The organism is Microcystis sp. LE19-41.2A (assembly GCF_027530405.1).
Lineage (GTDB): Bacteria > Cyanobacteriota > Cyanobacteriia > Cyanobacteriales > Microcystaceae > Microcystis > Microcystis aeruginosa.
Map to the genome: position 1 here is coordinate 1 of NZ_JAPZQJ010000175.1, position 22,320 is coordinate 22,320.

Sequence of the window (22,320 nt, forward strand, 5' to 3'; positions counted from 1 at the left end):
TTTGGGGTGTTTGGGTGTTTGGGTTGGGGGTGGGGGGGTGGTTTTTGGGGTTTAGGGGGGTTTGGGGTGGGGGGTGGGGGGGTGGGGGTTGGGGGGTGTGGGGTGTGGGGAGAATAAATAAAATAATCTCCTGCCTCCCGACGACCGGCTACTGACGACCGGCTACTGACTCCTAACTCCTATATCCTAACCCCACTGACAAACTTTTAAAGATAATTTTATCGCCAAACTTTTTTCTGTAAAATCTGACTAATTTCTTGGGAAAAAGGACAATCATCGGGAAAGTTAAAGGATTGATAATCGGGGTTATCTCGCAAGCTTTTTAAAGCCGTGGCATAGCAATCTAAAAATACTTGATCCCAGTAGGGTTTTAAACTAGGAGAATCCCTCAAAAGTTCTTCTAGTTCCCGTTGACTGCGCCTAATAGTTTCTTGCCAACCTCGATAATCCTCAACGTAATCAGTATAGCAAAGTTTGAGGCATTGTTCTAAGATGGTGGTTAACCGGTTGCGCTGACAGGGGGACAAACAAGCTGAAAAGCTTATGTAGCATAAAATACAGACACAGACTCCAAAAAAAGATAAGTCATATTTACCATATATGACCTAAATAACGAAAATGATAAGTGAACTATACCAGAAAGTGCTAGAAAATGAACTGGGACGAGCCAGATATCTACTGTTGTTAATGATAGTTGGAACCTTGCAAATACTAAAGCAAGCTAAGTTAGAGATATTAGCTGAAGCCTTACCAATACCAATCCTGTTTGAGAGTCGGAGAAAAAAACTAAAAAGATTTTTAAAGCTGGAAATTCTGAATATTGAAAAAATCTGGTTTCTCTGCCTAAAAGAGATGTTAAAACAGCAGCAGAGATTCACAACAAAAGGATTAGCGTATATTGCCATAGACCGGACAAGTTGGGGAGCAATAAATATCTTGATGGTGAGTCTAATTTATGACAAGAGAGCCATCCCAATCTATTGGGAGATATTGGATAAAAAAGGAAGTAGTAATCTCGAAGAACAGCAGCGAGTATTGGGGAAAATATTGAAGGTGCTATCAGGTCATAAAATCGTGGTGTTAGGAGATAGAGAATTTTGCTCGGTCAGTCTTGGAAAGTGGCTTCAGAAGCAGAGTTTATACTTTTGCTTAAGACAAAAAAAAAGTACAAATGTCAAGACAAAAGAAGGAATTTATCAAGAAATGAGAGAGTTAGGTTTAAGTCCAGGAACTCAACTATTTTTGAATGATGTCAATATTACAAAAGAGCAGGGATTTGGACAGTTTAACTTAGCTGGTAAGTGGAAAAAAACCTATCGGGGTTTTCAAACAAAAGAACCTTGGTATATTCTGACAAATTTTGGGGATTTAGAGACGGCAATAATTGCCTATCAAAAAAGATTTGATATTGAGGAGATGTTCCGAGATTTTAAGTCGGGAGGCTATAGCTTAGAAGGTTCTCAATTAGCACCGCAATACTTATCAAAGCTGATAATTGTTATAGCTATCGCCTATACAAGTGCCACACTGCAAGGTAAAAAAATTAAGGATATGGGAATCCAAAAATATGTCACAAGACCTGAAAAAAGATATAAAGGTCAACGCAGACACAGTAGTTTTTATGTGGGTCAACATCTCTATCATTGGCTCCAGCTACATCAAATGTTCCAAAAAAATATAGAAGAGTTAATGCAAATTAGCCGCTATCGGTTGAAGGATTACATCAAAGGACAAAGAGCGATATCGCTTGCCCTATCTACCTTCTAGCTCGCTTGTCCCCCTCTCAGGAATGTACCTCTTGTGAATCAGAAACGCTATAATTTGTTTCATTACATGGAATCTATCGGCGACTACCTCGGCCGATGGCATCAATTCTTTCACCAAATTTTTATAGGGCAACCAAAGGTCTATGCTCACTTCTTCAATTTGCTCTAACACCTCTTTTCCCCACCCTGTAAGCGTTTTACTCAATTCTTCTTGTGTTCGCTTCTCTAGAATAGCTATTAGTTTTCCCGTATCTAAATTTACTAAAACCGCACAGTAATTTTTTTGTCCTTTGACTAGAGCGATTTCGTCAATTCCTAGTCTTTTTAATTTCGATAAGTCTGGCTCTGTAATTTCTTCGGCGATGTCCTCTATCATTCTTTGAATCTCTTCTTCCGTTACGTCATTTCTTCGACTAACATTTAAAATATCTCCTTCTTTTAATTGTTCGAGTATATTCTCGGCTAGTCTTTTCGTATAGGTTCGTTTCTTGGCGACAAAATCTAACTCTTCGCTAAAGGGTTTCTGACAATTACCGCACTTAAATTGACGACGATTAACTTGTAGGTACACTGGTTGACCTGAGATTGGTAAATCTTTGACTAAATGTCGATGATTTTGGTGGAGTTTATCGCTCTCTAACCCACAACGAGGACAGGTTGCTTTTTTATTTTTCGATTCGATTCGGCAAACTATACCGATATTTTCTAGGTGTAGATAGCCTTGAATAGACGTTCCTTTTAGGTTCAAAAATTTGTCAAGCATCATAAGTAAAATACTCGGGTTTTTGGCTATTATATCAAATCTTAACTCAATTGTCTATCTTTTGGTATTAACCCTTTTGTGCCTCAAGTCCCTCCCTGTATGAATTTCAGCTACTTTTGAGCTTAGGTACTCTCATCGAATTTTATTTTAAGTTAATTATTTGCATAACAATTCCCGAAGAGCCAGAGTTGTTTTGGTTGTTGCAGGATTGGCTTTTTTAGTTCTTCCGTACTTTTCGATTTTCTAAGCTAAGACTGAGTAGGGACGAGTCGGGGAGACTTCTCCCACAAAACCAATGCTACTAGCTGCTTGACAACCATCCTGAAAGGTACTGAACGGTTACTTGACGTTTTTGAGTAATGTGGAGTACAATTGAAATGCCGCAAAACCAAGGAGACTAAAAGGAGACTAAATTGATGCTGCCTTTATTTTCATTTCCGTCGGCAGTTAAAATCACCGCTAACGACGGACAAGCATATAGTGCTTTTCTGTCTCGCTTCACAAGACGGCAACACACTCTTGCTAAGAAAGTTAAGGAAGACAGCCGTTTCGATGATACCATCAGGCTCAATAGCAGCACAGATGTGGCAAGCTCTGAAAATAGAGGTTATGGTTCTATAAAAAAGAACACATTAATCAGCATATTGTTTAGTCTTCTATTCTATCACTGTTTAGAATTGGCATTGCTTCAACCAGTATATGCTGGCTGTCAGGAAGCAAGAGAATACAGTCGAAAATATCAAGGCACTTCTTTGCTCGTGATGTATGATGGGAAAATTGTCTGTGAAGCCTACGATAATGGCGGCGCAGCCAACCAGCCTGTTGAATTAGCGAGCGGAACGAAAAGTTTTACAGGCATTATTGCCGCATCCGCTGTTCAAGATGGCTTGCTTCAATTCGATGAGAAAGTAGCTCGGACTATTAAAGAATGGCAAGGTAATCGGCTCAAAGAAAAGGTAACTATCAGACAATTGCTCAACCTAACGAGCGGCATTCAGACTCCTAAAGCAGCAGGGAACCGCGCCTCTATTAACATTAGTTATCAGCAGTCTATAGCCATGCCTGTATTAGATGAACCAGGTACTAAATTTGCTTACGGACAAGTACCATTCCAAATATTTGGAGCAGTGATGTTGCGAAAACTGAAGGGGGAAGACCCGGTTTCTTACCTCAAGCGTCGAATTTTAAGCCCTATTGGTATTAAAATAGGAGGTTGGAGAAAAGCTGCTGATGGTCATTCATTTATGGCTCATGGGGCGCAACTAACTGCTAGGAATTGGGCGTTGTATGGTGAATTTATCAGACAGATGGGAGTCTGGCGAGGACAGAAATATTTAGAAAGTTCTTTGTTAAAAGAATGCTTTGAGGGAAGTAAGGTCAATCCTGCATATGGATTAAGTTGGTGGTTAAATAGGGATATGCCTGATAGTATGAGAGCAATGATTACCCCTTTAATAAGAGGAACGGATGTTCGTCCTATATCTGGACTCTTTCCACCAGATTTAGTGTTTGCAGCGGGAGTAGGAGCTCAACGTTTGTATATTAGCCGACTTGAAAAATTAGTCGTAGTCCGCCAATCAAAAGGAATTCGAGATTCTTTACTCAATAGAAGAAGATCTGGTTTTTCTGACAGAAAATTTTGGCAAGCTTTAAAATCTTAAGAATCACCTTAGATCCTTCAACTAAGTTATTCTTAGATTTAGTTGAAATTCACTTAATCACTTTACCCACTAGCTTAGTTTGATGAGGTTAAATTTTATGATTAAACCAAGAATTGATCTACTTGATACCACTCCTTTCTCTCAAGTTTTTTCCAATTTGCTGAGTCAGGGAGATGAACTAGATTTTGACAACTTTGATTTACTATCAAATAGTCAATTTCAATTAAAGCTCGGTGAAACGACGGCGGAGGTTAATGTCTTCTTGCTAAATTCTCTAGGTCAGGTAATTAATTTTTCTGTCAACGAGGGGAATGAAGAGGAATCCCTAGCTCAAAGCTTAGATTCAGGAACTTACTCTATCTTGGTTCGACCCAATCGAAATCTATCAATCTCCACTGATTATAATGTAGCCGTTTCTCCTACCTACATCGTCGAGCCAAAAGTTGTTCTTCCTGGGTCAGAATTCGATTTTTTAAGTTCTCAAGCAATTTGGCAAACCAATGGTGTGGTAAAAGACCAAGAAATTCTCCAGGTGGCTTCCATCGAGCCTAAAACTGGTTTTCTGGTTTTAGATAACCCACAAGCTATCAATAATAGTTTATCCTCATCGGGAAAAATTGGAAATAACTCTACATGGGGTTACGGAAACAGTAATATAGATAAATACAGTTCTGATGATACGCCAGAAACTGCAAAAAAAATTGGTTTACTTGATGCCACTCCCTTTTCTCAAAGTTTTTCCGATTCGGTTAGTCAGCAAGATCAACTAGATTTTTACAACTTTGATTTACTATCAAATAGTCAACTTCAATTAAAGCTCAGTGGAATGACCGCTGATGCTAATGTTTTCTTGCTAAATTCTCTAGGTCAGACAATTAATTTTTCTGTCAACAAGGGGAATGAAGACGAATCTCTAACTCAAAGTTTAGATCCAGGAACTTACTATATCTTGGTTCGATCCAATCGAAACCTATCAATTTCCACTAATTATAATCTAACCGTTTCTGCCACCTACATCGTTGATGATGTCCTTGTTTCTAATCCAGAAGTTCCTCTTCCTGACCCAGAATTTGATTCCTTAAGTTCTCAAGCAGTTTGGCAAGCCGGTGGTGGGATAAACGACAATGGAATTCTCCAGTTGGCTCCTATCGATCCTGAAACTGGTTTTCTGCTTTTAGATAACATAAAAGCTCTGGATAATGGTTTACCCTCATTAGGAAAAACTGAAAATGGCCCTGAATGGGCCTACGGAAACAGCTTGAAAATCGTATATAATAAGACGGTTAATGGCAAGATTGTTTTTAACAAGGCTGAATGGACCGGGACAACCTGGAAGAAAGGATCGATCATTGATTCACAGGGAAATCCCCTTGAAGGAATTAGTCCTCTAACTCATCTGGATAAAAATTTTGGCTTGTTAAGTTATCTGAAAGATATTGAAGTAGGAAACACAACCGTAAGATTGTCAGCTTGGGCAGATTTAGACAATCAGGGTATAGGCGGTATCTTACCCGGAGAACGCAGGAGGTGGGTGGAAGGTGAACGCTCCATTTTGCTAACTCAAGAAGTTGCTGGTTATGAACAACTTTTTAAGTTCAATATTGACACTAATAGCTTGGAACAACTGACCTTTGATGCGACCGACAAAGTTGGGGATGCTTTCATGTTTCGAGCGCCAGAATTTAACAATGAGTTGATCTTTTTTGTCGCAGAGACAACGATAGATAATAACTTCCGTCCCAACCAACATTCAGTTTATCGTAAAGTAAATGGACAGTGGACCAAAATACAGACGATTGTCAGTCCTGTACCTGAATTGCCTATCATTACAGGACATGAACCTTTTACTATCAATGGCCACTCCTACATTGCATTTAATATCAGCAAAGGTGGACCTAAGGGAGAGCGGGTACTAGATGGTAGTCAACAGGTGTGGTTCTCAGGTGTAGGTCCAAACGAAGAAGACGGACTCGTGAAATTACGTCGAGTTAGTAGCGATAATGGAACGATAAACTCAAACAAAATTCCCGATCCTGAAGCTTATGTAACTCAGGCTCAAGATAAGGCGTTTATTTATTATTCCACCACTGAAGTAGTGGGTGGTGTTTCAACCATTCATCGAGCTGATACAGGACTGGGAACCAACTCAGTATTAGGCTCTGAAATACAACCAAATATACCTGTTGTTGATAATTTTAATTTGATCGGATGAAAATGAAATAGATGAAATATTTTAAATTGTTTGTTTCAGACTAAAATTAAATTAATGGCATCAACTATCTATTACCAAAGAGGAATCTATAATGTCTAACTATCCTACAAGAAAAAAACCTTCCCTAAAGACTAAAGAGTTAGTAAGTGTTTACCTAATTTCTGGATTAATTTTTGTTTATGTACTTTTCACCTTTGAGGTTGCTGGTCAAGTTGCTCAACAACCTAATCTTGCTTCTCAACTAAATATTGCTATTATGATTTTGATGTCTTTGGTAATAGCTATTGTAGTTGGATACCTAGTTTATCGGCTTAAATCAATGATTCACGACCAGTATTCTCAAGGTATAAAGTGGCTGCAATTCGAGTTAACCAAAGCTACAGAAGATGAAAATAGAGATATAAATGTCGATTTAAATCTACCAAAAGAGTTAATACATTTGGCATTTAGTTGGGTTGACATCAAGAAAGTTTTTGCCGAAGAACGTAAACAATTTCTAGAAAATATTAACGATCTACAACAGGAAAAGAAATTATTACAAGAACAAATTAGCAAACTAGAAACTGCCCTCCAGAAGTCAGTTGATACTCCAATTTCTACAATTACAGAAAATGAATCAAATGATAATGATTACTCCGAAGATCAAGTTAGCGAATTTATCGCTAAAATGCAACAGGATTTTGAATCTGAAACTCATTCTGTGGTTTGTTTAACTTCAAGTACACCTGAAGAGATTAATCGTTACAAAGAACAATTAGAATATCGAGTTTCTTGGTTACAGGTATTACTTCAAGAAGCTGAAAAAGAGCTTAAATTGCTTCATATATTATTTACTAATTAATTCAGTAATTAATTAGGGTTTGCTGAAAAAGTAAAAAACAAAAACTCTCAAAAATCAGCCCGAATTTAAGATAAGTTTTTCTGTTGAGAAATCAGCTTTTTTATCATCTTTTCTAATCAAAGAGGGATGAATAAAGCTAAATTTAGATGTATAAAGAAATAGGGACAAAAAAAGACAGTTAACCTGTCTAAGCAGGTTAGAAAGATTGATGACTAAAAAAGTAATGGCAAGGTCAGTTTCTGAAGTTTTATCAAGTTTTGTCATGATACAATCAAGACTATATCTTCTTTTTGCTTGACCAAATTTACCTTCAATTGCATTCCGAATTCCTTCATCCTCAAGAGCTTGTTTTTTAGTTTCTTTACTAATATTTTTAGGTGGTCTTCCTAGAGGAACTCCACTGATTCTAATTCCTCTTTCTTTACACCAAGCTAGATTTTTTCTAGTTCGATAAATTTTATCAACATGAACTGATTCTGGATAATATCCTGTGAATTCTTTATACTCTTCTACTTGCGCTTGTAAGTCCCCAGATTCATTAAAATTATCCCAACTTAAATGGTCTAAAAATACATAACTCTCAAAACAGCTTACTGAGATTTTTGCTCCAAATTCAACTGGTTTTCCTGCTTTTCCTCTAACGATAGGGCGGATGTGTGGTTGGGTTATACTCACAATTCTATCATCAATTCTCGATGATTTATTTTCCCACATCCACAATTGTTGACGATAAACTTCTGTCACCACTAACAACATTTTGTAGTTTCTTTTGCTGAGACTACTTAACTCTGATCCCCCCTCGATTAATTTCTCTATTTGAGATAGATTTCTTTTGATATATTGCAGTTGCTTCTTGATAGCTTCTCGTCTTTCTTTTTGAGAACAACGACGTTTTTTGGCTACTTTTAAATAATCTTTTTTCGCTCTTTTTCTATAAGTTCTTGGCTTTTTCTTCAGCTTGATTCTCAAATTTTGATAGAGACAATCTAGAATGTTTTCTGTTTTCTTTCTTGCTTGATTTAATATCCCTAAATCCTGGGGATAACTTAGATCAGCAGGGGCGCAACTTGCATCTAATATTAATTTTCCTTTATTTTTTATTTGACTCTCTTTTTCTTCTTCTTTTCTTTCACTTTTTTCTGCAATTTCCTTCTTTTTTCTCTCTCTCATCACCATTCTTTTATTAATTTTATTGATTAAATTCTTACTGATTCTTTTACGAAAATTAACGAACATTGTCGCATCAAATAGAGCTTCATTACTATAGGCTGACATCCCTAGAAAATACTGTAAATAGGGGTTTTCCTTGATTTGCTCTATGGTTTCCCTGTCGCTTGTTTTTAATTTTTCCTTAATAATTAATGCTCCTAATGCCATCCTAAATGGTTTGGCTGGCGCACCCATTTCTTCGTCAAAATTTTGGGCATATTCTTCTTCAAATTCTTCCCAGGGAATTAACTCTGCCATTATTATCCAGCGATTATCTGCTGATAATTTTCCCTCAAAAGGCAACTCAAAGTTTTCTGGGGCAATTGAAGACTCGTTCGTTTTTCGGTACATCTGTTCTTGTCGGATAAGTGCAAGGGTATTTTAGCAATTTTAGCCGTTTTCTATCCCTTTTTCTTGACTTTTTGGGAATTTAATATGGCTGTAATCCTTATATCATAAGTATTTCACAGTTATTCAGCAAACCCTAATTAGTAAATTTTGGAAAAGCAGTACCAAAAATTTACTCGTATCCTAACTCTCTGGCTAACTCTATAACTTTGGGAGCAAATCCTTTGCCATCACTTCGCCAGGGAAGACTACCTTCTAGTTTAGGAATTTTAATATTTCTTGGTCTGAAAACTGGATTTTTCATAAAATTAGGGTCGTTGCCAAACTGCGCTCCTAGGGGGCCAGGCGAAGAAAAAGGAGAGTCTTCTGGATGCAACATAGCTTCATAGGCCGCGTCGCTCCAGGAGATTTTCAACCAATTAGAAATCATTTCAAAGTAATGGGGGGGATTACCTAAAATGTCCTCTCCTCGCAAGCGCATTTGTCTTTCGGGGGGAATGGTTTTCATAAATTCCATAATTCTATACTGCATACGATACCAAAGAAACTGATAATCAAGAACTGGTTTTTCTTGTGAAGTATCTAATGTATTAATCATAGTGGGGTTAACCGTTTTCGTATCAGAGATACTAAAAACTTTTTTAACTATGATTTTTCCATAGCGAACATTCGGCATCAGGTTCATGACAGATTCTCCCTGAGCTCTAGGATGGCGAACTAGATGTAAAAAATAAGCATCAGGAAAAGTTTCTCGAATGCGAACAAGACTTTCAGGAAACAGAGAATAAGCGGGAGATTTATCAACAATCCTGAGAGGCTGTACTTTCTTACATAATTCCCAATAAATATCTCCATTGCTCCAATGGTAGCGATTCATCAACCACCGATGAGCCAACTGAATAGATTCAATGGTCTGTTCTCCGGCAAAAAGTTGAGCAATGACTCGATGTAAGCCGTGAGTCCTTCTGAACTGTCCCTCATCTCTAAATATTTGCAAATAATTTTTCACATTATCAGTATAGAATAGATTGAGTTCTGCCACTCCATATAAATCTGGGTGTTGACCTAACATACCGCAAGTCAATGAAGTAAAAGAACGGGGAGAAGCGAGAATAAAAAGAGGCTGTAAGACTGACATAATCCAAAAGCAAGTGCAGTGGTGGACATATAAGAAAAGAACTTCTTAGACTAATCCAGCCTATCACAATTGTCGTGAAATTGTCAGGGATCGACTCAGTGACTCCAGTCCCATCGTCCCAACCCTGTTCTTTAGAGCAAGCCTTGCTCTGGATTTTCCCTGTTAGGGGGATTTTTGCCCCCCCGCCACGATAGTTACCCAGATTGTCGATGGTACTGGCTGATTGACACTCGCTGAGCGGTTGCTTAATATGATGTTGTCAAGCTAAACATTAATTAACTAGATTTAACAGTATGGTTACTGCGGTCAGACAACGTCCTTTCGATCCATCTCCTTCTCCTGGACTTAAATTTCATAACTTCTCACAGATCTGCGAAAATGGTTTTGGCGATGGACACAACACCCATGCCCATTCAATGGCCTGGTTTAACAATCATTTATTTGTCGGCACAACGCGCTCCCTTTTGTGTGCCCTCAAGTTACATCGCTGCATTGAAGAATGGGGGCTTGAGGTCTGGCCAATTGAATGTCCCGATGATGTGGAGGGCTTATATGAGCAAGTAGATCGACGCTCCCAAATCTGGCGTTACAATCCCGTGACCGAAGAATGGCGATATGTGTACCAATCTCCAATGGTAATGGGCAGTGAGGGGGGAATGGTGCCGAGGGAGATGGGCTACCGCCACATGATGGTTTTCCAAGGAGAATCCGATTCCCAGCCAGCCCTGTATGTGGCGAGTACCTGCCCTGGCCGAGCGCCTGGAGCTTTAATCTTACGGTCTGAAGATGGAGAGACTTTCCAGCCTGCTTCTGAATATGGTATTGTCGGCCTGCCGATCACCAGCATCAGGTTTTTAGTTCCCTTTCGTGGTAAGCTATATACTTCTCCCACTGGCTCTCGCAACAGTAAGCACAATACCTCAGACTACACCATTATTTACGAAAGCAGTGATCCTCTGGGAGGGAAATGGCAGCCCTGTAGCCTTAACGGTTTTGGTGATCCGACCAATGAAGCCGTGTTTGCTGTCTGTCCTTTTCGAGATCAGCTTTACGCCGGTACTTTCAATTGTACTGGGTTCCAAGTTTGGCGGAGTGACTGTCTGGGCCAACCCCCCTATAAGTGGGTAAAGGTGATTGACCAAGGAGCCTATCGCGGCCCGCTCAACCAGATTGCAGCCTGCATGATGGTTTTCAACGATGCCTTATATGTGGGGAGTGCGATTCAAAACTCTGGGTATGATATTATCAATCGCATCGGACCTGCACCTGGGGAATTGATCCGCATCTTTGCGGATGATAGTTGGGAGCTAGTGGTGGGCTCCCCCCGTCAGACTCCCCAAGGCGAAAAACGCCCTATTAGCTATCTACAACCAGGATTTGGCAATTTCTTTAATGGCTATTTTTGGCACATGGGAATTCATGACGGTTGGCTTTATTTAGGAACTTGTAATGGTAGTGTTATTCTCTCTTGGTTCGATCACACTAAACTGGAAGAGCGAGCGCGGCGCTATCTGGATAAAGTGGGACTAGAAAATCTCATCAAAAATCAAAGTGGGTTTGAATTGTGGCGAACTTATGACGGAGAAAACTGGCTGCCAGTGGAGCAGCATGGGTTTGGCAATCCCTACAATATTGGCTTGCGAAATTTAGTTTCGACTCCCCACGGATTTTTTGCGGGTACGGCCAATCCTTTTGCACCTAAAATCGCCGTGAGGGAAAATGGCAAGTGGGTCTATACTGACAACCCGCGAGGAGGGCTAGAAGTCTGGCTCGGTAGGCCGTAGTAACCTTTAACTTACTGTTAGCAGAAGTCCGCCGATTTATCGGCGGGAGTATCAATTTTAGGCCAGTCCGTTACTTAATCTTAGTACGTTTTTTGCGGCTCTTAAAAGCCATCAGGACGGGATTGAGCAAGAAAGTATCTCTAGGTAAACTCAGAAGATAGCTAATAAACTCAGCCACCCTTTCTGGAGGAAGAGCGTAAGTTGGTTTAGGCACACTTGGGCCATTTTGATTCCACAGAGGTGTATCAATAGCATCTGGTAAAATAGTCTGTACCCGCACTCCCCAAGCGGAAACTTCTTCCGACAGGGATTCAGACAGTCCGATAATGCCAAATTTGGAAGCGCAATAAGGGCCATCGAAGGGCCGACCTTGACGACCAGAAACTGAAGAAATATTAATAATATCCCCTTGTTTCTGTTCAATCATAGTGGGGATAACGGCTCGATTGCTCAAAAAAGTCCCAGTTAAATTAGTTTCAATCACTGCCCGCCATTCCTCCAAAGAGGTTTGCCAGATTGTTTTCAAATCTTCTCCCACTCGCAGAATACCAGCGCAAGCAATGAGGTTGTCAATCCGCCCGAAATGAGCTACTGTCTTGCTGGCCATTGCCGCCATATCATTTTCATCACAGACACTAAGTACCAAGCTGAGAATTTGCTCTGGTGGAGCAATTGTAACTAATTCTTCGACGGCACTAGCCAATTTTTCTGGATTGATATCTACTAATACCACTTTATGGTGTTGGTTCAAGAGTCGCTTGGCACAGGCAAGACCAATGCCTCCACTAGCTCCTGTAATAATTGTGACTTGATCGGTTAAATTAGACCCTGTTTGCTGGCTCATAATTGAATCTTCTCCTTGACAATCCCCTCGATTATCTTTCTAAAACAGGAAGTAGGTGGGGGTGGACAATTACAGTATCGTCTTGCTGTTGAGTTAAATAAACAATAATTGCTGCCACATCTTCTACTGTGAGCAGTCCACCATAACGACGGGCTAACGCAGTTTTAGCAATCATGCCAGTTTCTACCAAACCAGGAAAGATTGCTTGCACACGAATACCATAGGGGCGCACCTCTTCAGCAAGGGATTCAGTTAATCCTACCACGCCAAACTTGGAGGCACAATAAGCGGGAGCGTAAGGTTCCCCCCTTAAGCCATAGGGTGTTGTTGACGAGCAAATATTCACAATCTGACCCGATGCTTGTGAGATCATGATCGGCAAAACGGCACGATTGCTTAAGAATATTCCTGTTAGGTTAACTTCCAAGAGATCGTGCCATTCATCTAAGGAAAGTTCAGTAGTCGGACGGGGCAGTGAACGATCTGATCTGACTTTTTTCCCCAATCCAGCACTGGCAACAAGTAAGTCAATGTTACCAAAATGGGCGACTGCTTGGTTGACCATTTCCTCCATATCTGCTTCCTTCCTAACATCTAGTGCTAGTCCGAGATGGGAAGCTGGGGAAGGATTGCATTTATCATTGATTAAGTTGAGAGTCTGCTCAATGCGCTCAGGGTTGGTGCCGACGACGACAACAGAAAAGCCTTGCCCAGCAAGAGCTAAACAAGTCGCTCTACCAATGCCTCGACTGCCACCTGTAACAATTGCCACTTTCTGCTGATTAGACATGGACTGTTGGTTCCCAATTTTCTCAAGTCATGACGGAGATGCTGTTGTAGAAAAGCAGTAGTTATCACTATTTTTCTAAAGCTGGACTGACCAACAACTTTCTCTCTAAAAACCGATTGTCCTTCTGGCAAAAATTCAAGATCACTTGCACAAATTGATCGGGTTTAATCACGGGAAAAAAGTGTCCTACTTCTGGAATAATTACCTCCGAACAATTGGGAAGTAAGTTCTTTAACTGGGAGCAAGTCGGCAGACAGTGAGACTTCTCTCCATAAATTGCTAGAGTTGGTTGAATAATTTGTGACAATTTAGCCGTCGTTATTTCAGTTTCCTGCTCAAATTCTTGCTTGGCAGCAGTTGCCATCAATTTTTGCCATCGCTCCTTTCCTTTTCTGCCCATATCACGGTTTTTTAAGGAAGGTTTGGTCAGTTCATTGACAGTTGTATTCAACTGGTCGAGCAGGTGAAAATCAATAATCTGATCTTCTGACGGCAGGGGTGCTCCTTGTTCTAGAAGTTTTTGTCGCCAACTCTGCCAATGAGGCCAATCCCGCAGCCGCATCTTGGCTTGCAAGCATTGTAATTGAGTATCTGCTACTGTCAGAGACTTAACTTGCTGAGCATGGGAAATGCTATAAAGGAGAGCAACCCTCGCTCCAAAACTATGCCCGACAAGATGAACTTTTTCGACTTCGAGATACTCAAGCAGCACTCGCAGGTCTTGTACCATCCGAGTCAGAGTATAGCCAGAGTCAGATATTGTACTTTTGCCATGGCCTCTGAGGTCATAAATAATCACGCGGTAGTGCTGGGCCAGGGCAGAAGCGATACCGGGATACCAAAAAGCTAGGTTAGCTCCTAGCCCATGGATAAGCAATAAATCTTCCCCTTCTCCCAAGCACTGGTAGTTTAAGGATATCTGGTGAACTGGATCAACTTGAACTGTAGGCATTGTCTTTAAAGGGTAAAGTTGAGAAAGTTAGATTAGACATCTCCGGAAACTGGGATTTTAAATCGGTATCATAACGGTTATAACCCAATTCTGGGAGATGTTTAATCAGATTTATTCCATATAACCCAGTAACTGAAGTTGATGGAGAAGAGCCTCCTTTTCGGTCTCAGAAATTTCTGCTTCCTCTTCGTCACTTTCCTTCTCCCAACTGTCAGAGAAGTCTTGATAATTAATGGGACGAGCCTTAAGAACTTCAGGTTTGAGAACTTCTTGGGGAACTCTTCCTTCTAGATTAGTGGGAATTGGCAGTTGCAAGCAGTATAACAACAAAGGCGTAATATCGAGAATAGATAGAGGTTGTAAGTGTTGGCCGCTGACAAAATCAGGACCAGAACCGATGAAAATTCCAGCCGGACGGTGAGTTCCATCGGGTTTGACTCTAGGCCTGACCACCTCTGTGGATTTCAAAATGGAAACAAAGCCCCCATCCCGCAACCTGACAGTCATGTCAGGGGAATTTTCCGCTTCTGGTCTTCCAGCAAGTTTAGCTCGGTTTAAAGTGACTTCAAGAAAGATCGGTTCCCCGTCGGCTGGATTTCTGTAGTCAAGAAGTTGTCGCTGCAAGCTTTGGCAAAATTGCCGGTAATCTTCTTTTTTAACACCATGATTGAGAGGAGTCTCTTTCTTAATGTAAATTCCATTACTGCTAGGGGTAGGGCAATAGGCGATGGTCTTCTGCCAGTCAATCAGCATGAGATGATCTTTCATCCTGTCTGCTGTTAACTTGCCGTCCGTATCCGTCCGGGCTGTTTCCCCCCAAGTTAGGTATCCTTGGCGGGCCAGCCATTCATTGAGATACACAACTTCTGTTGTCGTGCCGAATCCATGGTCTGAGGTCAGAAGGACATTAGTTTCAGGTCCTGCCAACTGCACCAACTGCTCGATCATGCCGTCTAAATCTCGATAGTGCTGAATACAGAGTTCGCGAATTTGGCTCTCTTTTGGATCGGCATCAGTCCCCATCAGTGGAGGATAGAGATAGCGCCAGAAAAAGTGTTGCAGCTTGTCGGGACTGTCCAAGACAATGGCAGTTAAATCCGTGGGATCGTTTGTCATCAGATAAGCGAGTAAATCAGCCCAAGTTTTCGTTCTCTGGGAATGAATGGCGATCCAATCTTCGTATTCTTCTTCTGGTATGCCTTGAATGGTTTTCTTTTCTTCCGTGATATCCATGCCTAAATGTTTGTAGTCAAAATTAGGCAAGTTTTTGATGGTATCAATTAGTTGAGAGGGGTGGGTGGCACTCCGTAAATGCTTCCAAGTGACGAAACCAGAGATGGAATAGCCGTCAAGAGGCGGGGGAGGAGCCATGCCAAAAAAGTTCAAAGCCGTTACTCGTTTGCCATAGCGATTGGCCATCGACCAGATTGTTTCACAGCGAACATTGCGGGAGTCATTGACCTTGAGAAAGATTTGTTCGCCAACCTGTTCAGGATACAAAAAATCATGGATACCGTGAGCATCAGGACTCATGCCAGTGATCATCGATACCCATCCTGGCGGGGTGAGGGGATTAGGGGTTGACATTAAATCTGCCCACACTCCCTGCTTGACAAATCGCTGCAAGAATGGCATAACACCATCCTCCATCAAAGGATTCAAGAGAGAGAAGGTCGCTCCATCGAGTCCAATCATCAAAACTTTATTCATAAAAATCCTCTTTCAAAGAATCCCACGCGTTTACCCGTGGGAGTATCAAGTTCCTATTAGTTGTTATAGTTATTGTAGATTTTTGTGCAGGAACTCAACAATCTCTTTCACTTCCAGTTCATCAACGTAGTCTCCATCCCTCATAAACAGTTGTTCAAAGGGTAATCCCTTGCGCTCAAAGTTCTTTTCTAGTGCTACTACCAACTGCACCACATCGATCGATTCAAAAGCCAAATCTTCCATTAGGCGAGTTTCTGTATCTATTTTGCCGCCATCCTCCAATTCCCAATCGGCCGTCATATTTTCTAAGACAGCAATTACTTGGGCTTCGATATCTTCTTGGCTAAAAATTAAACTTTGTTTCCCAGACATAAATTAATTAACCTCACTTTTCAAAAACAACAACTGAACAAGAATTAATGTTGTGTTTACATTATAGTCACTTAGCCGCTCTTGTCAAACGCTGCCTGTTAGTTTTCTTGATTATCAATACTTGGTTCAACCGCAGCGGCGACAAAAACGTTCTGATTCTGGCTGATTGAAACCTCAGGCACTACTCCCATCCTCTCCAGTGGAGGGCAGTACACTTGCAAGTTACCGCTCTCGGTGGGGAAGAGTTGCACGTCTAGGGGGCCCAGAGCCAAGTCAAATTTTTGCAAGGCAAACTGGCGAATAGTTTCCTTGGCCACCAAACTCCCTAAGAGCCACTGCTTACGATCGGAACCCTGCTCTGGTAAACTGTACCAAAATTCTCGCTCTGATTGGGTGAAAATCAGGTGAGCGATGATATATTTAATCACCCCTCCCAATTCGTCTAAAAAGTTGACGGGAACTAAGGTCAGCCGACGGGAGAGCATACCTACTTCCTCTTGCCAAGGCTCGGACCAGTAGGCCACTTGCGGCTCCCGGCGGAGTTGATGATACTCCAGAGGGACACGAATAAAGATTTCCAGTAATCCGAACACGCGAGCAATAACAAGGTCTTCGCTGTTGAGAAACTCAAAATTACCTTGAAGCTGTCGCTCGCCGTCAAAGCTTAACCAACCACGACAGGAGATGGGAGTTCCGGCAGGCAAGGGAGGAGCATATTGCTCGAAAACCCTAACACTGAAAGGAAAAGTATGAAAATTCACCCCAAAGAACTCCGAACCCCAGTAGGCCACTAACTGGGCGGCCGCATCCAAAAGTGGCGCATCAATCTGAAAGATGGGTCTGGCAATATCTCTAAAAAAATTATCGACGCGCATCACTTCTAGATCAGCTTCAATCCCTTGCTGGCTGACCTGGCGAATATGCTTGACCCCCTGGAGTCGCGGTCCGTGGAACATACCTTCCGTATAAAGTTGCTCGTCTGACCAGCGTGACGGTTGGGAGTCCTGCCACTGGCAAGGGGTTGCTGGTGGTGATGGATTTAGTTGAGAGGTGAGCCTGACATCACCCTCAAAGACTAAACGGCGCTCGCTGCCCCGCGACGGCTGAAACAGTTGGACGTGGACATCCCAAATATCTGGTGCTAATTGCTCTTGCAGTTGGGCAACGATGTCGAGAACCAAGTATCCCCGTTCCAGAGCCAGCCAGCGATAGCTACGCACGTTGTCAACCTGACTGACCCATTGCTGTCCATCACAGAGAAAGGCAGCAGCTTCTGCGATAATTTCCATGCTGACGGTGAAGGGAATCACGGGCAAGGGAAATTCCCTAGGCTGCCGATGGGACCAGGGGCCCCCTAGCATATGGTCATAAATGAAGTCATCCCAGTGGAGATCGAAATGTCGCCGGCAGTAGAGGTAGCCTTCGCCCTTCTCAATAATCTCCCCTAGGAAAGGCCAAGCCTCTGAAAAGCTGAGGGGAACAGATTCTACATCAACCCAAGGCAGACCAACCGCTTCTTGCTGCTGATGGGAGAATGGGTTTGTATAGAAACTGCTGATCGTCCTAGCTTGACTATTGAGGAATTCTTCCATCAAATCCAAGTGACTCAAGAAGACAGGAAGACGAATATCGGGGAAGCTGGCAGAGAAACTGGGGGAAGAAATCTGCTCTTGTAAAGGGGGCTTCTCTGGGGGGGAAACCGGCAAAGTTGAGGTTAGTTCAATATTCTCCTGGACTTGGCCCTCTCTACCCGTTGCCACTGGCGGCACAGAGGGGAACTTCTGCTCAAGGGTGTGGACAAAAGCTGATGTAAGTTTCATCTTGGGCATGGTCAAGTCCAAGAGCCTTTTCTGCCTACCGTTGCCTGCTGCTTCTAGAGAGGCAGTCTCTAGGTTTACTAGGTCCACTTGCCGGTATTGGTAGAGAGGAGCAAAATTGAGGGCGCGACCGTTGACAAATAACTGGGCTAACAGATGTTGAATTTGTTCGAGACTGGAACGACGTTGGCTGTTGCTTGCCAGAACCAAGCAGTCTTGCCCGGAGAGAATATCTCTAACGAAGTTGCTAAGGTTGCTCGACGGACCGACCTCGACAAAAGTTCTGACTCCCTGTTCATAGAGGTGGCCAATCGTTTCCCGGAAGCGCACCTGGCTCGACCACTGGCTCAGGGCCAATTCTCGAATTTCTGGTGGTGTTGGCGGGAAAGGAGCGGCCGTAGCGCAAGTGTAGAGTTGGGTATGCCCTGGTCCAACGGTCAACCCCTGATAGTATTCCCTGAGAGCTTCTGCCACTTGGTTAAACAAGGGCGTATGGTAGGCACGATCAAAGGGCAGACGGGTACAGATTCCCCCTAATTCCCTGAGTTGATTGGCCGCTTGCTTGATGGCCTCTTCATTACCAAAGAGAACGGCTTGGTTAGGACAGTTGTCCATGGCTAGGTAGAGTTGCCCCGAAGATTGGGCGACCATCTCCGCCAAAATGGCAGTTTCGACAGCGCCAACAGTGAGCAGAGTCCCTCGGGGAATGCGGTCTTCTGCTGTCAAATCTAGGTAAATTTGGTTAAGTTCAAGAATTTTCTGCCCCATTTCTTGGCGGCTGGCCAGTTGGATAGTTCCAGATGCAATCAGGGCTGTATTTTCTCCCGTACTGTGACCAACCATCACGTCACACTGGATTTCCATATCTTTGAGCAGTTCGTAGAGAGCCATACTAGCAGTAAAGACTGTCTCCGTTGCCAGATCTAGGTTATACAACTCTTTGGCTGCTAGGAGGCGTTGCTCCTCGCTCAAGCCTGTGGGCGGCGGAAAAATAAAGTAACTTGGCGGATAATTCCTATTTTTGCCAAATATATCATCTAAAAAGTCGAACCAAGCCCGCACTTTCGGGAAGTGGAGACAGAGATCTGAGAGCATATTGGGGTACTGAGATCCCTCTCCCGGAAATAGGAAAGCGGTTTTACCTACTTCGGCTTCTGGATGTACCTGAGCGTAGTAAATGCCACTGCGAGTCTGGAAACGAGTCCGTCCAGGTTCTGCTAGTTTTGACTTGGCCAGTTGGAGTTTGGCTTGTAAATCCGTCTTCTCGCTGGCAACTATAGCCAGACGGTGAGGGCTAGGATTACGGTTAGCTAGGGTATAAGCTAAGTCAGAAAGGAGCAGATTGGGGGATGACTGCAGCCGCCGCTCTACCTGTTCAACTAAATCAATGAGATTGGCTGTCTCCTCTCCCGAAAAAATGAACAATTCTGTGGGCCATGAACAGGGCAGCTTCCTCTCTGGGAGATCAGGGGAGCGATCGTATTCTTCCAAAATGGCGTGAGCATCGATGCCCCCAAAACCAAAGGCATCAATACCAGCACGACGGGGTTCTTTGCTCTGTCCGTTAATCCAAGGACGGGCTTCTGTATTGACGTAAAATGAAGTCTTTTCTTCCTCTAGACAGGGGTGAGGCTGCTGACAGAGGGTAGGAGGTAAGACTTTATAATAAAGAGCTAAAGCCATTTTAATCAGACTGGCGGCTCCGGAGGCGGGAATGCAGTGGCCGATCGCTGATTTAACCGAACCAATGGCCCGGTGGGGCATCTCCCCTTGACGTTGGCCAAAGATGTGGGTGAGGGACTTAATTTCTGTCCTATCTCCCAAGGGCATCCCCGTGCCGTGAGCTTCCACAAGAGTAACTGTGTCTGGATCAATGCCGCTATTCTCGTAAGCTCGCTGGATGGCCAGTACCTGCCCTTGCCAACGGGGAGCTAACAGTCCCAAACCTTTGCCATCGCTGGCAGTGCCAATACCTTGAATAACTGCGTAGATGCGATCGCCGTCTTTTTGGGCATCAGCTAGGCGTTTGAGCACTAAAATTCCCAAGCCCTCACTGAGAAGAGTTCCGTCGGCAGACTGGTCAAAAGGCTTGATGGTAGAACGGGAGAGGGCATCGAGTTGGCTGAAGACCATGTGAACCTGGGGTGGTGTAGAGGCTTGGACTCCCCCCGCCAGCATCATGTCGCAGCGACCGCTCAACAGTTCTTGGATTGCTAAATCAACGGCAATCAAAGAGGAAGCGCAAGCTCCATCCACTAAGTAGTTAGGACCCATTAAATCGAGGCGGTTGGCAATGCGTCCAGTCACCACATTAGGGACTAATCCAGGGGACATCTCGGCATTAAAGGGGGGCAAGCTGGCCTTTAGCTCTTGGCGGATCTGGCCCAAGGTTTGGGCATCGAGAGTGGGGACGATTTGCTGTAACAGTTCTATGGTTTGATCGGCGATCAGACCATGTTGGATGACCGTGCCAAAACCCCGATTGAAGTAAGTGCCGCGCCCCAAGATAATGCCAGCTTTTTCCCGGTTGAAAGGGCGATCAAGATAGTCGGCATCTTTCAAAGCATCCCGGGCAATTTTCAGGGAGAGAAAATGATCGGGATCGCCCCCCTCAATGGAGTTGGGCATAATGCCAAATTCTAGGGGATCGAATTCGGCTATATCATCAAGAAACCCCCCTTTACGGGTATATAAGCCGCCATTGTCATCGCTAGAATTAGCAGGATTCCAGTCATCAGGGGCTTCTCGAATGGCGCTGACCTTACTGAGAATATTTTGCCAGTAGGTAGCCAGATCCTTGGCGCCTGGGAACAGTCCAGCCATGCCAATAATCGCAATCTGAGCAGGTGAGTTTGCCGAATTCATCAGAAAAATTGGGTGGGAAACCCCGTGCTAGAAGCACGGCTTTACATTGACACTCTCACCGTCACAGCGTAGCTTGACGGGAGATTCTTGTTTCATCGGGTTTGTCTAGTCCCAAGTCATCTCTGTCTTGAAACCCCGTCCAGATTCCCCTCCACAAGCATCTGTTTTAAATCCACTGACTGCCCGGCAGCAGATAACAAAACTTGATTATGTTGCGATTCCTCATTTACAAACGATGTCGCCCTTGTTGTCAGGTATTTTACTTTGGTCAAGCTTTTTGTCTGGCGAGAACCACCAATTCGCCCATCTTGGCACACCTGGGTGCGTTGGCTTTTTTATTCTAACATCAGTTTTAATGAACGCTGTATTGATCGAGGGTGGACTATTGCCGCCCAGGTGCATCGGCGGCTTCGATGCTACGGTATAGATGTCTCCCGTGAGTCGGTTTTTATGTTTAGTCGTTCTCATAAAATGGTTCTCGACCTATCAGAGTTTATAGTTAACCATATAATATACTATGCGGCTCTTCGGTTTGTGTTATGCAATGGACGGGGGTTATAAGGGATGGACCCCTTATAGAGAAAGGCATTGCTTCGATTTTGGCCAATTGTTTTCTATCTAGAGCGAACTAATCAATTAAATCTCTTGCCAGATAAGGATTTAGTCGATTTATGCCCCCCTATCGAACCATACCAAGTCCCGAAGAGCCAAACTTTTTAGGATTTTTTGCTTTTTTGTAAAAGTATTTTGTGACCCCTAAAAGAGTTCTTAGTGTAAGATTTAGTCCAGGATAAGCATAATGTTTTTTCTCTAAATGGCGAAAAATTCTCAAAGTTTGAGCATTGCCTTCATAACCCCCAATGTCTTGAGACAATTCATTTAAAACCCTTTCACCTGCATGACCAAAAGCCGGGTTGCCTAAATCATGTGACAAGGCACAAGTTTCAGTAACAATAGGATTTTTTAATCCTAAATGTCTAGCTATCCCTCCAGCAATTTGAGCAACTTCTAAGCTATGAGTTAATCTGTTTCTATGAAAGTTGGTAGGATCTATTCCTAATAATTGCATTTTGCCCTGTAATCTGCGAAATGAGGAACAGTATAAAACTCTGGCATAATCTCGTCTGTATTCGTTTCTGTTCTTGCCACGTTGATCATTAGGCACTTCGTGTTCCCTGTCTTGAAAATTACTAAGTTTTTCCTCTAAATGTTGAGCAAACTGACATAAATCTTGGTCATACATAATCA

The 22,320-nt window shown here is 42.9% G+C and carries 14 protein-coding genes and 3 pseudogenes; 6 read left to right on the plus strand and 11 right to left on the minus strand.

Annotation, left to right across the window (positions count from 1 at the left end; translation table 11 throughout):
• Window positions 1–218: 218 nt before the first annotated feature.
• A pseudogene (locus tag O9290_RS07570) lies at window positions 219–512 on the minus strand (DUF29 domain-containing protein); the annotation flags it as partial.
• Window positions 513–618: 106 nt separating this feature from the next.
• Here O9290_RS07570 and O9290_RS07575 point away from each other — a divergent pair.
• On the plus strand, window positions 619–1,767 hold the full coding sequence (locus O9290_RS07575; RefSeq protein WP_288086853.1) for an IS4 family transposase: 1,149 nt from the start codon (window positions 619–621) through the stop codon (window positions 1,765–1,767).
• Window positions 1,768–1,779: 12 nt separating this feature from the next.
• Here O9290_RS07575 and O9290_RS07580 read toward each other — a convergent pair.
• Window positions 1,780–2,532 (minus strand): annotated as a pseudogene (locus O9290_RS07580) (ISL3 family transposase); the annotation flags it as partial.
• 413 nt (window positions 2,533–2,945) lie between these two features.
• Between O9290_RS07580 and O9290_RS07585 the strand changes: the two are divergent.
• From O9290_RS07585 to O9290_RS07595, 3 genes are all read left to right on the plus strand, one after another.
• Window positions 2,946–4,190, plus strand: a complete 1,245-nt coding sequence (locus O9290_RS07585; RefSeq protein WP_288058847.1) for a serine hydrolase domain-containing protein — start codon at window positions 2,946–2,948, stop codon at window positions 4,188–4,190.
• Between the two features lie 97 nt (window positions 4,191–4,287).
• Entirely contained in the window at window positions 4,288–6,402 is a 2,115-nt protein-coding gene (locus O9290_RS07590; RefSeq protein WP_288058849.1) for a PPC domain-containing protein, read from the plus strand.
• 91 nt (window positions 6,403–6,493) lie between these two features.
• On the plus strand, window positions 6,494–7,243 hold the full coding sequence (locus O9290_RS07595; protein ID WP_045357567.1) for a hypothetical protein: 750 nt from the start codon (window positions 6,494–6,496) through the stop codon (window positions 7,241–7,243).
• Window positions 7,244–7,297: 54 nt separating this feature from the next.
• Here O9290_RS07595 and O9290_RS07600 read toward each other — a convergent pair whose 3' ends face one another.
• Window positions 7,298–8,803 (minus strand): IS5 family transposase, encoded by a 1,506-nt coding sequence (locus O9290_RS07600; RefSeq protein WP_288058852.1) that lies wholly within the window; start codon window positions 8,801–8,803, stop codon window positions 7,298–7,300.
• Window positions 8,804–8,972: 169 nt separating this feature from the next.
• Window positions 8,973–9,938 (minus strand): sulfotransferase family protein, encoded by a 966-nt coding sequence (locus tag O9290_RS07605; RefSeq protein WP_045357573.1) that lies wholly within the window; start codon window positions 9,936–9,938, stop codon window positions 8,973–8,975.
• A 293-nt stretch (window positions 9,939–10,231) separates the two neighbouring features.
• Between O9290_RS07605 and O9290_RS07610 the strand changes: the two genes are divergently transcribed.
• Window positions 10,232–11,722, plus strand: a complete 1,491-nt coding sequence (locus O9290_RS07610; RefSeq protein ID WP_288058854.1) for a hypothetical protein — start codon at window positions 10,232–10,234, stop codon at window positions 11,720–11,722.
• Between the two features lie 70 nt (window positions 11,723–11,792).
• Here the strand turns inward: O9290_RS07610 and O9290_RS07615 are convergent, their stop codons facing one another.
• From O9290_RS07615 to O9290_RS07640, 6 genes are all read right to left on the minus strand, one after another.
• A complete protein-coding gene (locus O9290_RS07615; RefSeq protein WP_288058856.1) occupies window positions 11,793–12,566 on the minus strand; it encodes an SDR family oxidoreductase in 774 nt (257 codons plus the stop codon).
• A 31-nt stretch (window positions 12,567–12,597) separates the two neighbouring features.
• Window positions 12,598–13,356: an SDR family oxidoreductase gene (locus O9290_RS07620; RefSeq protein WP_002751234.1), complete on the minus strand. Its 759-nt coding sequence runs from the start codon at window positions 13,354–13,356 to the stop codon at window positions 12,598–12,600.
• 67 nt (window positions 13,357–13,423) lie between these two features.
• Complete coding sequence (locus O9290_RS07625) at window positions 13,424–14,308, minus strand: alpha/beta fold hydrolase (RefSeq protein ID WP_108936703.1); 885 nt, start codon at window positions 14,306–14,308, stop codon at window positions 13,424–13,426.
• A gap of 111 nt (window positions 14,309–14,419) precedes the next feature.
• The gene (locus O9290_RS07630; protein WP_002760561.1) at window positions 14,420–16,018 is read right to left on the minus strand and encodes an alkaline phosphatase family protein; all 1,599 of its coding nucleotides are present in this window, start codon (window positions 16,016–16,018) and stop codon (window positions 14,420–14,422) included.
• A 69-nt stretch (window positions 16,019–16,087) separates the two neighbouring features.
• Window positions 16,088–16,390 (minus strand): acyl carrier protein, encoded by a 303-nt coding sequence (locus O9290_RS07635; RefSeq protein ID WP_002751229.1) that lies wholly within the window; start codon window positions 16,388–16,390, stop codon window positions 16,088–16,090.
• A gap of 98 nt (window positions 16,391–16,488) precedes the next feature.
• Window positions 16,489–21,072, minus strand: coding sequence for a type I polyketide synthase (locus O9290_RS07640; protein ID WP_288058859.1), 4,584 nt, complete (start codon window positions 21,070–21,072; stop codon window positions 16,489–16,491).
• A gap of 539 nt (window positions 21,073–21,611) precedes the next feature.
• Between O9290_RS07640 and O9290_RS07645 the strand changes: the two are divergent.
• Window positions 21,612–21,792 (plus strand): annotated as a pseudogene (locus tag O9290_RS07645) (hypothetical protein).
• On the opposite strand, the gene dgt reads toward O9290_RS07645, so the two are convergent.
• Entirely contained in the window at window positions 21,752–22,315 is a 564-nt protein-coding gene (gene dgt, locus O9290_RS07650; protein WP_288086855.1) for a dGTP triphosphohydrolase, read from the minus strand. The pseudogene O9290_RS07645 and the gene dgt sit on opposite strands and share 41 nt — an antisense overlap.
• Window positions 22,316–22,320: the final 5 nt, after the last annotated feature.